The organism is Gallaecimonas kandeliae, from assembly GCF_030450055.1.
GTDB lineage: Bacteria > Pseudomonadota > Gammaproteobacteria > Enterobacterales > Gallaecimonadaceae > Gallaecimonas > Gallaecimonas kandeliae.
On record NZ_CP118480.1, the window covers coordinates 3,384,182 to 3,396,012 of the forward strand.

Consider the following 11,831-nt stretch of genomic DNA (forward strand, 5'->3'; position numbering starts at 1 on the left):
ACAGGAGGCAGCATGCAACTTCGCGATCCCGAACTCTTTCGAACCCAAGCATTCATCGACGGCCGCTGGCAGCAGGGCGGCGGCACCTTTGCCATCACCAACCCGGCCGACGGCGCCGAGCTGGCCCAGGTCGCCGATATCACTCCTGCCCAGGTGGAGGCCGCCATCCAGGCCGCCCATGCCGCCTTCCCGGCCTGGCGGGCCCTGACCGCCAAGGAGCGCAGCCAACTGCTGCGCCGCTGGTTCGAGCTGATCATGGCCAACCAGGCCGACTTGGCCCTGCTGATGAGCCAGGAACAGGGCAAGCCACTGGTGGAAGCGAAGGGGGAGATAGCCTATGCCGCCTCCTTCGTGGAATGGTTCGCCGAAGAGGCCAAGCGCGCCTACGGCGACATCATCCCCGCCCCCAAGGCGGGCCAGCAGCTGTTGGTGCTGCGGGAGCCGGTGGGAGTGGTGGCTGCCATCACTCCCTGGAACTTCCCCGCCGCCATGATCACCCGCAAACTGGCGCCGGCCCTGGCCGCCGGCTGCACCGCCATCGTCAAGCCCGCCGCCGAGACGCCCCTGACCGCCCTGGCCCTGGCCGAGCTGGCACGGCGCGCCGGCATCCCCGCCGGGGTGCTGAACGTGGTCACAGGCCTGGACGCCGCCGCCCTGGGCCAGGTGCTGACCGCCAGCCCCCTGGTGCGCAAGCTGAGCTTCACCGGCTCCACCGCCGTCGGCGCCTTGCTGATGGGTCAATGCAGCCATGACATCAAGAAGCTGTCCCTGGAGTTGGGGGGCAACGCCCCCTTTATCGTCTTCGCCGACGCCGATCTGGACGCCGCCGTCGAAGGGGCCATGGCCGCCAAGTTCCGCAATGCCGGCCAGACCTGCGTCTGCGCCAACCGCTTCTATGTCCAGCGCCCGGTGCTGGAACCCTTCCTGGACAAGCTGGTCAAGGCCATGGCCGGCCTCAAGGTGGGGGCCGGCACCGAGCCCGGCGTCACCACTGGCCCTCTCATCAGCGCCAAGGCGGTCCAGAAGGTGGAGGCCCACATCAGCGACGCCTTGGCCGGCGGCGCCCGGCTGCTGCTGGGGGGCAAACGCCACAAGAAGGGCGGCACCTTCTTCGAGCCCACTCTCCTGGCGGACCTCGCCCCCGACGCCCTGATCGCCAGGGAGGAGACCTTCGGGCCCGTGGCCGCCGTGCTGGCCTTCGACGAGGAAGAAGAGGCGATCCGCCTCGCCAACGCCACGCCCTTTGGCCTGGCGGCCTACTTCTACAGCCAGGATCTGGGCCGGGTGTTCAGGGTCGCCCAGGCCCTGGAGTCCGGCATGGTGGGGGTCAATACCGGCCTGGTGTCCAACGAAGTGGCGCCCTTTGGCGGCGTCAAATCCTCAGGCCTTGGCCGGGAAGGCTCCAAATATGGCCTGGACGAATACCTGGAGATGAAATACCTCTGTATCGCCGGCCTGGGAGCTTAAGCCTTAGCCCGGCGCCATGGCGTCCCACACTGCCGCGGCGTCAAATCCTCAGGCCTTGGCCGGGAAGGCTCCAAATATGGCCTGGACGAATACCTGGAGATGAAATACCTCTGTATCGCCGGCCTGGGTTAGAGAGGGGCCGGCCGGCCCCTTTTTGCCAAGCTGGCCAAACCAGGCAAGCATTTGAAATTGGTATAACCAAAGCCTATTTCTGTAAGGGCGATCTTGGCCCTTTGTTAGCAGTAAGCAAACACTTCTTTTAAAAAGCTATAAATCCGAGGGAATCCTGACAGGCAAGGCCAAAAACCATTGCCTTACCCCGGCCTATTACGTAGAGTCGCCCGCTTTTCCACGACCAATAGGTGAATTGGTAATACCAATTAAACCAGGATAGCGACGTGCCCAAGCTCTACTCCATATTGGCGCTGACCCTGCTCGGCGTCCCCCAGGCCCAGGCCGCCCTAGGCGACCACTTCTCCGTCGACGGCTTCACCGCCTTTGCCAACAACTATGTGGCCAGGGGTGTCAGCGGCTCGTCCAACCAACCTGTGGTGCAAGGCTGTATCGACCTGACCCACGACAGCGGGGCCTATGTGGGGCTCTGGGGGTCGTCCGGCGACAACGGCGGCGAATTGGACTGGTGGGGCGGCTACCGCTTTTCCCTGGCGCCAGGTTACAGCCTGGAGTTGCAGCTGACCCGCTTCTACTATCCTGGCGGCACCAACCACCAGACAGAAGGCTCCGTCAGCCTGGATACCCCCTGGGTGACCATCTCGGCGCGCCACGATTGGGACTTCGGCCACAACTATTTTGAGCTGAACAAGACCCTGGCTCTGGCACCGGCCTGGCAGCTCTCGCTCCACGGCGGTTACCGCAATTATGGGGAAAAGAAATACCAGCCGGACTACTGGGCCTATGGCAAGTCCTATGCCGACGCCGCCGCCAAGCTGATCTATGCCGTCAACGACAAGCAGAGCCTTTTCATCGGTTATGCCTGGCACCAGGACAACAACCCCGACCACGCCACCGAAGGCAAGCTGCTGTTCGGCTTGGTGGCCAGCTTTTGAGTCCCTCCTTGGCGTCCATGCGACCTCGGGGCCTTAGGGCCCCTTTTTTATTGGCCAGCTTTTAAGCAGCTGTTATAATCGGCCCAGTTTCATTAACACCGACAGGAGGAGTGCGTGCATATCAAGAAAGCCTTGGGTTTGTCTTTGGCCGCCTGCGCCCTGCTGTTGGGGTCATCCTCCCTTGAGCACAAGCTGGTCCCGCAAGCCAACCTCCATCAGGAAGTCAGCTGGGGGCAATGGCTCAGCGGTCACAGCGGCTCTGCCCAGCTGCATTTTCTGGATCTGCTGGAATTGATCAGCCGCCGGGGAAACGACCACCATGCCCGCCAAGTCCACCCCTAAGAAGCGCAACCTCTTCCTAAGTGTCGCCGGCGCCCTGTTCGGGGTGCAAAGCAGCAGTCGCCATGCCACAGACCTCGAAAGCCGTTCAGCCCTGAGCTATATAATCGCCGGGGTGGTCGGCATAGCGCTCTTCGTGATCGCCCTGCTGCTGGTGGTCAACTGGGTGCTGCACTGACAGCCCCTGATAGAGCGCCAACAACTCCCCCACCTTCTGCCTGCCGGCACCGTTGCGGCTGATGCTGCGTTTGACTTGTACCGCGTTGAGGGCGGCATCCCTGTATAGCCAACGGGTATGCTGGGTGTCGTGGTTGGAGATCAGCACGCTGACTCCGCGCCGCGAAGACTCCAATGCCGTCTTGGCCAGGGCTGCCTGATCGTCGAGGCTGAAGCCGCTGCTGGCGTAGGTAGTGAAACTGGCCGTCACCGACAGGGGCACATAGGGCGGATCGCAGTAGACCACTTGCCCTGCCCCCGCCGCCTCCATGGGCTGCACGAAGTGCTGGCAGGTAAAGGTGGCCTTCTTGGCCTTCTCGGCGAAAAAGCCCAGTTCGTCCTCGGGGAAATAAGGCGCCTTGTAGGATCCGAAGGGAACATTGAAACCGCCCTTGCGGTTATAGCGGCAGAGGCCGTTGTAGCCGTGGCGGTTGAGGTAGAGGAACAGCAGGGAGCGCCGGTAGCTGTCGGTGCAGTCGTTGAACTCCTGGCGAAACAGGTAGTAGGCGCCCTTCTGGTTGGTACCGGGCCCGAACAGCGCCTTGGCATCCCGGATGAAACGTTCAGGCTCTTCCGCCAGGTGGCGATAGAGATTGATCAGATCCGGGTTGATGTCGTTCAACACATAGCGATCGAAGTCGCTGTTGAGGAACACCGAGCCGGCGCCCACGAAGGGCTCCACCAGCACTTCCCCTTCCGGGAGATGGCGGCGGATATGATCAACCAGCGTGTATTTGCCGCCAGCCCATTTCAGGAAGGCTCGGTGTTTTTTCATGAATGCGGTTCGGGGAAAATCCAGTGGGCCATTTTAGCCTTTGCCGGCGGCAAATTCTGCCTTGATTTTGCCGTAGTCTTTGGGCCAGGCTCCGGCTTGGCGGAAACTGGCCGGCAGCTTGGCCTGGGCGGCCTTGGCCTCTTCCATATTGGCGTAGTTCCCCTGTAGCAACAGGTAGAAGACTTTACCCTGGCGCCGGGTCTTGACCAGGTGCCAATCCTCGACGCCCTGCCCGGCCAGGGCAGTCTTCAACTTGGCGGCGCTGAAGCCCGCCATCAATTGCAGGGCATAGTGGGAATCCGGCACCGATTGTGGCCAGCCGGCTTGGGGCCCAGCGGCCGACGGTTTGCCTTCGGCAGTCGTGGCAGGCTGGGCCTTCTCATTGCCCTTAGGGTTGGTCTCGGCCGCTTTGGGCTTCACTGTCTCGGCACTGGCATCGCCCCCCTTGTCTGCCTCAGCCACCGGCAAAGCCTGGGCCTTGCCTGCTTCAGCTCCTCCGGCTTGGGATGCATCCATTTCCGCGGGGCTCCGCTCTTGGCTGGCGGCTGCCTGCTGGCCCAGGTCTTCCTCCGAGGGTTTCTTGGCCTCGTCGCTGTTGCCTTGTGCCAAAGACGACCCAGGCTTGGCTGCCTCTGGGGCTGGTTCCACCTTCTGCGCTGTGGCTTGGGGCTGATTGAGCTGGTTCTCGACAGGTTGCGGCAAAGGCAAGCTGCGGCGCTCCGGCAAAGGCGCGGAAGGCTGAAGGAAGAAGGCCAACATCAGGGACGCCAACAACAGGGCGCCGACCAGGGCCAGCCAGAGACGGGCCTTGCCCTTGGCCCTGGGTTTGTCGGCAGCGGCGCTGCCACCGAGGTAGATGGGCCGCCAGGACAGGGTCGGCACCCAGGCCGGCTCAGGCACCAGCAGCAGCAGCCCCATGGAGTCGTCTGTTTCCTCGGCCAAGGCCTGCCATTCGCGGAAGATGGCCGGATCCAGCCGTTCAGCGCTGTCCACCAGCAACAGCCGCTGGGCGGGCTGCTGGCGTAGCCGAAGGTAGCTGTCAGCCAGGGTGTCGTCGGGGTTGAAGACGGGGTCGGGGAACCACTGGGAAAGGATGTCGGTGCGCAGCTTGCGCAGGCCGGGCGCCTTCTTGTAACGCAGCAGGGCGAGATCCTGGTGCTCAGGCAGGCCGTCCAGCAGCCGATTCAACAGCAGGCCGCGGCTGGCGCCATCCGGCTCCACCACCACCAGGGGATCCTGGCCAAAATGCAGCAGGTGACGGATGCGGGTAAGCAGGGCCTCTAGGGCGTTCGACATAGCTCCACTCAGTGGTTGGCCTGAACGGCGCGGATTGCCTCGAGGATCTCGGTGTCCAGGGCGTCGCTAACCACCACGGCCTGGCCCAACCCCTGAGGCAGCACCAGTCGCAACTTACCGGCCAACACCTTCTTGTCGCGCTGCATCAGCGGCAGGTAGTCTTCCGGCTCCATGTCCAGCGGCCCTTTGGTAGGCAAGCCCGCGGCCTGAGTCAGGCGATACAGGCGCGATAATTCACCATCTTCCAGCATACCCCTGGCCTTGGCAAGCTCGGCCGCCATCAGCATGCCGGCCGCCACGGCCTCACCGTGCAGCCAGTTGCCATAGCCCTGGTGGGCCTCTATGGCATGGCCGAAGGTGTGGCCCAGGTTGAGGTGGGCCCTTACGCCCTGCTCGCGTTCGTCGGCGGCGACGATACGGGCCTTGATGGCCAGGGACCTCTCTATGGCGTGGGCCAGCAGGGTCTTGTCCCTGGCCAGCAGCCCCGTCATGTTGGCTTCCAGCCAGGCGAAGAAGGCGGCGTCTTCGATGACGCCATACTTGATGACTTCGGCAAGACCAGCGGAAAGCTGGTTGCCCGGCAATGTATCCAGCCAGTCCAGATCCACATAGACGGCCTTGGGCTGGTGGAAGGCACCGATCAGGTTCTTGCCAAGGGGATGGTTGACGGCCGTCTTGCCGCCGACGGCGGAGTCCACCTGCGACAGCAGGGTGGTGGGCAACTGGATGAAGTCCATGCCGCGCTGGAAGCAGGCGGCGGCAAAGCCGGTGATATCCCCTACCACGCCGCCGCCCAGGGCCAGCAGCAGGCCGTCACGGCCGAGGCCGGCCTCTATCAGGCAGCCAATCAGCCGTTCCAGCTCTTGGAGGTTCTTGGCGCCTTCGCCGTCAGGCAAGGAGTGGCAGTGGACGGATTTTGGGGCGTCCCCCAGGTAGGCCAACAGTTTGGTCAGGTGCCGAGCCAGGGGCGCCTGGCTGACGATGACAACCTGGCGCCCCCTGATCCTTTGCAGCAAGTCTGGACCCAGGCCGGTTCCTATCCAGATGGGATAGCTTCTTTCCCCGAGCCCGACGTCCAGCCTTTTTGCCATTTAGAAACCCAGTTGGTCGATGATCTGGCTGGCGACGCTGCGGGCACTCTGGTCGTCGGTGCGCACTACTATGTCGGCCACTTCCTCGTAGAGGGGGTTGCGTTCCTCGGCCAGGCGCACCAGTACGTCACGGGGCTCATCCACCTGCAGCAGGGGGCGGCGCTTGTCCTTCTGGGTGCGGGCCAGCTGCTTCTCGATGGTGGTCTCCAGGTACACCACTATGCCACGGGCAGAAATGCGGTTGCGCACATCCTTGTTGATCACGGCGCCGCCGCCTGTGGCCAGTACTATGCCTTGCAGCTCGGTCAATTCGTCGATGACCCTGCTCTCCCGCACGCGGAAACCATCTTCGCCTTCGACGTCAAAGACCCAGTTGATATCGGCGCCGGTACGGCGTTCGATTTCCTGGTCAGAGTCGAAAAACTCGAGATGCAGATCCTGGGCGAGCTGGCGGCCAATGGTGCTTTTGCCGGCCCCCATGGGGCCAATAAGAATGATATTGCGTTTTTCTGCCATATTGGTGATACGTCTTCGCTGTCCGAAACAGGGGCGGAACGCCCTGGTGAAAAAATCCCCACAAGGTCGTTTGGTGACGGCGGATTATCGCAATTGTGCAGCCTTCAGGCAACTGGCCCGGTGAGACGGGCGGGCAACAAATAACAAAAGGCCACCTCAGCGGTGGCCTTTTCAGCGTCGGCACTTAGGCCTTTTCTCACAAATCAGGATTCTTCGTTGACAACCCTTGGGGTCACGAAGATCAGCAATTCCTGCTTGATATTGGAATTGTTGGTGTTACGGAACAGCCAGCCCAAGCCAGGGATATCACCCAGCAACGGCACCTTGGACACCACCCTTTTCTTCTCCTGCTGGAAGATACCGCCCAGCACTATGGTTTCACCGTTGTCCACCAGCACCTGGGTGCCGATCTCCTTGGTGTCGATGGCCACAGCAGTACCGGTCGGAGTTTGCACCACATCGCCCTTGGTATCCTCGGTGATCACCAGATCCAGGATGATCTTGTTGTCCGGGGTGATCTGCGGGGTCACCCGCAGGCTCAGCACGGCCTTCTTGAAGGTGACGGAGGTAGCGCCGGAAGAGGTGCTCTGCACATAGGGGATCTCTGTGCCCTGCTCTATGTAGGCTGCCTTCTGGTTGGCGGTGGTGAGGCGCGGGCTGGAGATGACTTCACCCTTGTTTTCCTGTTCCAGAGCGGAAAGTTCCAGGTCCAGGAGCTGTCCATTGGCCAGCTTGGCGACATGGAAGCCGATAGAGGCGGCGTTCTCCACGGCGGCCGGCAGGTTGACGTTGAGGCGGTCGGCCAGGGCAGGAGTAGCACCGCCGGCAGCTGTCTCGGCACCTTCCAGGCTGCCCGAGGTCCCGTTGTTGGCATTCTGGTCGGTGAAGCCCAGACGAACCCCCAAATCTTCCACTACGTTGTCACGCACTGTGACGATCCTGGACTCGATAAGCACCTGCTTGACAGGCACATCAAGGACCTTTATCAGCCCCTTGATTTCATTAAGCTTTTCCTCAGTATCCTGGACCAAAAGGGTATTAGTCCGCTCATCGACAGTGACATTGCCACGGTCGGACAACAGGCTGGCCTGGCTGCTCTTGAGCAGTTCCGCCAAATCCTTGGCCTTGGCGTAGTTGACCTGCAGGAACTCGGAGTAAAGAGGTACCAAGGTCTTGACCTTGTTCTTGGCCTCCAGCTCCTGGGCCTCGCGGGCGTTGAGCTCGTCGGTTGGGGCCACCATCAGGATATTGCCATCCACACGTTTGCCGAGGCCCTTGACCTTAAGCACGATATCCAGGGCCTGGTCCCAGGGTACGCCGTCGAGACGCAGGGTGATGTTGCCCTTGACGGTGTCGGAGGTCACCAGGTTGAAGTTGTTATAGTCGGCGATGATCTGCAGCACTGTCCTGACTGGAATATCCTGGAAGTTCAGTGAGATGCGTTTGCCGTCATAGGCCACCTTGTCCTTCTCCTCCTTGGTCTGCTTCTTGGGGAAGACTTCCAGGGTGAAGAGGTTGTTGGCCTGCTGGTAACGGAAGGTGAAGGCGCCTTTGGGCTTGATCACCATCCGGGTCTTGTCCCCTTCGCGGAAGGTTTCGACGCTCTGCACCGGGGTGCCGAAGTCGGTGACGTCCAACTGGTAGATGAGGTCGTCGGGAATGGCGGTATTGAGGAACTCCGCCACTATGCTGGCCCCCTGCTGCCGTACGTCCACGGCAGCGGAGGTATTCTGCATGAACACCAGCATCCGGCCTTCGTCGTCCTTGCCACGACGGAAGTCGATAGCCTTGATGGCGTTGATCTGGCCACCCTGGCCTTCCTCACCACCGCCGGCGATGGCCTGTCCCAGAGACACCACGTAGCGGTTGTCGATACGCTTGGTCTGGTAGGAAGTGAGTTTGTCCAGGTGCAACACGGCGCGGACGCCGTCGTTGATGCTGGTGGTGGTGATCTTGTCCAGACCACCGGCCTTGACCTCCAGCTCCGACATGGCCAGCTTGGAATCCACGCCCCGGAAGTCGATGTAGAGCTCGGCCGGGTTGTAGGAGATGCGGGTGCGGGGTTCGATGAAATCCCCGTCCATCACGAACTCCAGTTCGATGCCCTGTTTACCCAGGGTGTTTTCCCGCACGTCGGTCAAGGACGTCGCCAGGGCCTGGCCTACCGGCAGTAGCAGCAAGATGCCCAGGGCGCTGTGTTTAACCCGCTGCCAGAAGGACTGGGCCGGGTTTCTCAGGGAGTTGCAAGCATTCATCACGTCTGTCCCTTAAAGAATCTCGTTGTTATTCACTGACCAGTTCGAGCGTGGCGGCACGCTCCTGCCAGCACCCTGCCCCATCTGGCACCAATTCTCGTATCTTGATGCCACTGCGCGAAATCTCTTGGATAAGGCCGTTGTAGAGACCCAGGTAGTTGCCTGTGGTCACCCGGTACAGGTTGCCGTCGCCGGCCTGGATCAGGGCCCAGAGCTCGCCGGTGCTACCCATGGTGCCCTTCATGGAGAGGGTATCCAGGGGGAACTGTTCCAGCGGTTCCTTGACCCTGTTGCTGTCAGGTTGCAAGCAGTCAGGGTTCTTGGCTGCAGCGCTTTCCGCCAACAGCTCGGGGCTGGGCGGCTCAAAAGGACTGCGCCTGTCACCCGGCTCGTAGCGGAAGTGTTCAAAAGTCTTGAGCTCCGGCATGGGTTCGATGCCGGGAACGGGGCGCTGTTTGACCTCGGCCACGAAGGCCTGCAGGTCACTGGTGTCGTCGTTGCAGCCGCCAAGGCCAAGCACCGACAACAGCAACAGCAATTCAGCCTTTCTTCTTCTTGGCATTGCCATCCTCCTTATACCGGTACGTCTTGGCCTGCAGCTTCATGATCAGCTTGCCGTTGTCTGTGGCCTTGATGTCGAAGTTGTGGAGGGTGACGATCCGCGGCAGGGCCGCCACGTCACTGACGAAGGTGCCAAGCTGGTGATAATCCCCTATCACCTCGATGTCGATGGGCAGCTCTATGTAGAATTCCTTCTCCTGGGGCTGCTGCCATTGGATGACCCTGAAGTCCAGGCCGCTGGCGGTACCCACGAAGTTGATGTCGTCCAGCAGGCCGGCCGTTTCGTCCTCGGTGGGCAGCTGTTTGAGGAATTGCGAGAAGGTAGCTTCCAGCTGCAGCATCTGGGCGCGATAAGCCTCCAGGTTGGCAGCCAGCCGCTGTTTGCCTTCGAAGGTGTGCTTGAGCTCCTCTTCTTTCTTCTGCTCCGCGAAGAGGGTGCTCAGGTTGCCGCTGATCTCCACGTAGTAGAAGACAGCGGCCACCACCAGGCAAATGAAACCGATGAAAACGGCCTTGGCCGCCTTGGGCCAACTGCCGATCTCCGAGAAGTCCAGTTCATTGAGTTTCATTTCTTACCTCCCTGGGCGGCCTGCTTGGGCTGCACTACCCCTTCCAGGTGGACCTGGACGCCGAGGTCGAAATCGGACAAGGCACTGGACTTGTTGCTGGACTGGATCCGCCTGGGCTCGGGGTTGGCCAGCCACTCGGAGTCCTTGATGTAGCGGATCAGGGTGGAGACGCGGTTGTTGGACTCGGTCTTACCCTTGATGCTCAAGTCGTCGTTGTTGCGGCTGACCTCGGTCAGATACATGCCGGGAGGGACGGCGTCCGCTATGGTGTCGAAGATATGGGCCGTCACGTTACGGCTGGCCCGCAGGCGGGCGATCAGGCCCATGCGCTGCTCCAGATCCGCCTTGCGTTTCTTGAGCAGTTCTATCTCGGAGATCGCCTGCTCCAGTTCATGGATCTGGCCTTGGAGGTAGGCATTACGCTGGCGCTGACCATCGATGTACTGGCCCACTATCCAGTTGGCCACCAACATCAGCAGCACCGTCAGCACCACCATGGCCACCAGGGTGGCTGTAAATTCCTTCTTCTCCCTCTCCCTAGCCTCTTCCCGCCAGGGCAACAGGTTGATGTGCGCCATCAGCTGAAACTCCTCATGGCCAGGCCGGATGCGATGGCCAATGCCGGGCCATGGCGTTCCATGTCGCGCTTGTTGACGTCGGGCCCCATCTTCATCCCGGCAAAGACATCGGCCACCAGCACCGGGAAGCCCAGTTCTTCGTGCAGCATGTCGGCAAGGCCTTCAATGGCGGCGCTGCCACCGGTCAGCACCAGGCCGTCCAGGCTGTCGTGGCCCTCAGATGTGTAGAAGAGTTGCAGCGAGCGGCGCAGCAGTTGCAGCAGCTCGGTCTGGAAGGGCGCCAGCACCTCAAGGGCAGCGGTCGCTGGCAATTCGCCACGTAGCTTGACGCGCTCCGCTTCGTCAGCGCTCATGTCGTAAGCCGACTGGATCAGTTGGTTGAGCTGCTCGCCACCGAAGGCTTCTTCGCGGCTGTAGGCGACTTCGCCGTCTTCGATGATGGACAGGGTAGTGGTGCGGGCACCTATGTCCAGCACCCCCAGCAGCTTGGCATCGGCCAACTCGGGCTGGCGGGCGGCAATGGTGCCGACCGCGCGCCCAAGGGCGTAGGCTTCGATGTCCATGATGTGGGTGTCGAGACCGGCGATCTCCATGGCACTGACCCTGGCCTGCACCGACTCGGAACGGGCCGCTGATAGCAGCACGTCGACTCGGGAGGGGTCGTTGGCATGGGGACGCAACCGTTCGAAGTCGAGGTTGACCTCATCGAGAGGATGGGGAATAAGGTTCTCCGCTTCCACCTCGATCTGGCTCATCATTTCATCGTCGCTTAAGGAAGCGTCCATGAAAATGACCTTGGTCATAACGGACGAGCCCGCCACGGCCATGGCCGATGCCTTGATCTTGGAGGGCAGGCGACGTACCAGCCGCCGGAGCGCTTCCCCTACCGGTTCGATGTCCTGAATTTCATGGTCGACAACAGCCCCTCTGGGAGTGGGTTCAACGGCCACCGCTTCAACTTTGAACGTGTTACCATTTTTCGCCAGCAACACGGCCTTGATTGAGTGGGAACCGATATCAACCCCAATCATGATGGGCTCTTGGCGACGGAAGAGTTTTGCAAGCATATCCGTCGTAAATTTTTTGTTATGTGGTGACTTA

At 61.4% G+C, this 11,831-nt stretch carries 13 protein-coding genes; 4 read left to right on the forward strand and 9 right to left on the reverse strand.

The window, feature by feature from the left end; all coding sequences use genetic code 11:
* Window positions 1-12 precede the first annotated feature (12 nt).
* From PVT67_RS16660 to PVT67_RS16675, 4 genes are all read left to right on the forward strand, one after another.
* Entirely contained in the window at window positions 13-1,467 is a 1,455-nt protein-coding gene (locus tag PVT67_RS16660) for an NAD-dependent succinate-semialdehyde dehydrogenase (protein ID WP_301495609.1), read from the forward strand.
* Between the two features lie 398 nt (window positions 1,468-1,865).
* Entirely contained in the window at window positions 1,866-2,534 is a 669-nt protein-coding gene (locus PVT67_RS16665) for a TorF family putative porin (protein ID WP_301495611.1), read from the forward strand.
* Window positions 2,535-2,648: 114 nt separating this feature from the next.
* Complete coding sequence (locus PVT67_RS16670; protein ID WP_301495613.1) at window positions 2,649-2,876, forward strand: hypothetical protein; 228 nt, start codon at window positions 2,649-2,651, stop codon at window positions 2,874-2,876.
* A complete protein-coding gene (locus PVT67_RS16675) occupies window positions 2,854-3,051 on the forward strand; it encodes a DUF2970 domain-containing protein (RefSeq protein ID WP_301495615.1) in 198 nt (65 codons plus the stop codon). The genes PVT67_RS16670 and PVT67_RS16675 overlap by 23 nt, the downstream gene beginning before the upstream one ends.
* Here PVT67_RS16675 and PVT67_RS16680 read toward each other — a convergent pair.
* From PVT67_RS16680 to PVT67_RS16720, 9 genes are all read right to left on the reverse strand, one after another.
* Window positions 2,962-3,864, reverse strand: coding sequence for a Dam family site-specific DNA-(adenine-N6)-methyltransferase (locus PVT67_RS16680; protein ID WP_301495617.1), 903 nt, complete (start codon window positions 3,862-3,864; stop codon window positions 2,962-2,964). The genes PVT67_RS16675 and PVT67_RS16680 overlap by 90 nt on opposite strands.
* A 33-nt stretch (window positions 3,865-3,897) precedes the next feature.
* Window positions 3,898-5,160 (reverse strand): SPOR domain-containing protein, encoded by a 1,263-nt coding sequence (locus tag PVT67_RS16685; protein ID WP_301495619.1) that lies wholly within the window; start codon window positions 5,158-5,160, stop codon window positions 3,898-3,900.
* An 8-nt stretch (window positions 5,161-5,168) separates the two neighbouring features.
* Complete coding sequence (gene aroB / locus PVT67_RS16690; protein WP_301495621.1) at window positions 5,169-6,251, reverse strand: 3-dehydroquinate synthase; 1,083 nt, start codon at window positions 6,249-6,251, stop codon at window positions 5,169-5,171.
* Window positions 6,252-6,767, reverse strand: coding sequence for a shikimate kinase AroK (gene aroK, locus PVT67_RS16695; RefSeq protein WP_301495623.1), 516 nt, complete (start codon window positions 6,765-6,767; stop codon window positions 6,252-6,254).
* A 203-nt stretch (window positions 6,768-6,970) separates the two neighbouring features.
* Window positions 6,971-9,022 (reverse strand): type IV pilus secretin PilQ, encoded by a 2,052-nt coding sequence (locus PVT67_RS16700; protein WP_301495625.1) that lies wholly within the window; start codon window positions 9,020-9,022, stop codon window positions 6,971-6,973.
* 28 nt (window positions 9,023-9,050) lie between these two features.
* Window positions 9,051-9,584 (reverse strand): pilus assembly protein PilP, encoded by a 534-nt coding sequence (locus PVT67_RS16705; protein ID WP_301495627.1) that lies wholly within the window; start codon window positions 9,582-9,584, stop codon window positions 9,051-9,053.
* Window positions 9,562-10,152, reverse strand: coding sequence for a type IV pilus inner membrane component PilO (locus tag PVT67_RS16710; protein WP_301495629.1), 591 nt, complete (start codon window positions 10,150-10,152; stop codon window positions 9,562-9,564). Before PVT67_RS16710 ends, PVT67_RS16705 begins: the two co-directional genes overlap by 23 nt.
* On the reverse strand, window positions 10,149-10,730 hold the full coding sequence (locus tag PVT67_RS16715) for a PilN domain-containing protein (RefSeq protein ID WP_301495631.1): 582 nt from the start codon (window positions 10,728-10,730) through the stop codon (window positions 10,149-10,151). Before PVT67_RS16715 ends, PVT67_RS16710 begins: the two co-directional genes overlap by 4 nt.
* Window positions 10,730-11,761 (reverse strand): pilus assembly protein PilM, encoded by a 1,032-nt coding sequence (locus tag PVT67_RS16720; protein WP_301495633.1) that lies wholly within the window; start codon window positions 11,759-11,761, stop codon window positions 10,730-10,732. Before PVT67_RS16720 ends, PVT67_RS16715 begins: the two co-directional genes overlap by 1 nt.
* Window positions 11,762-11,831 lie beyond the last annotated feature (70 nt).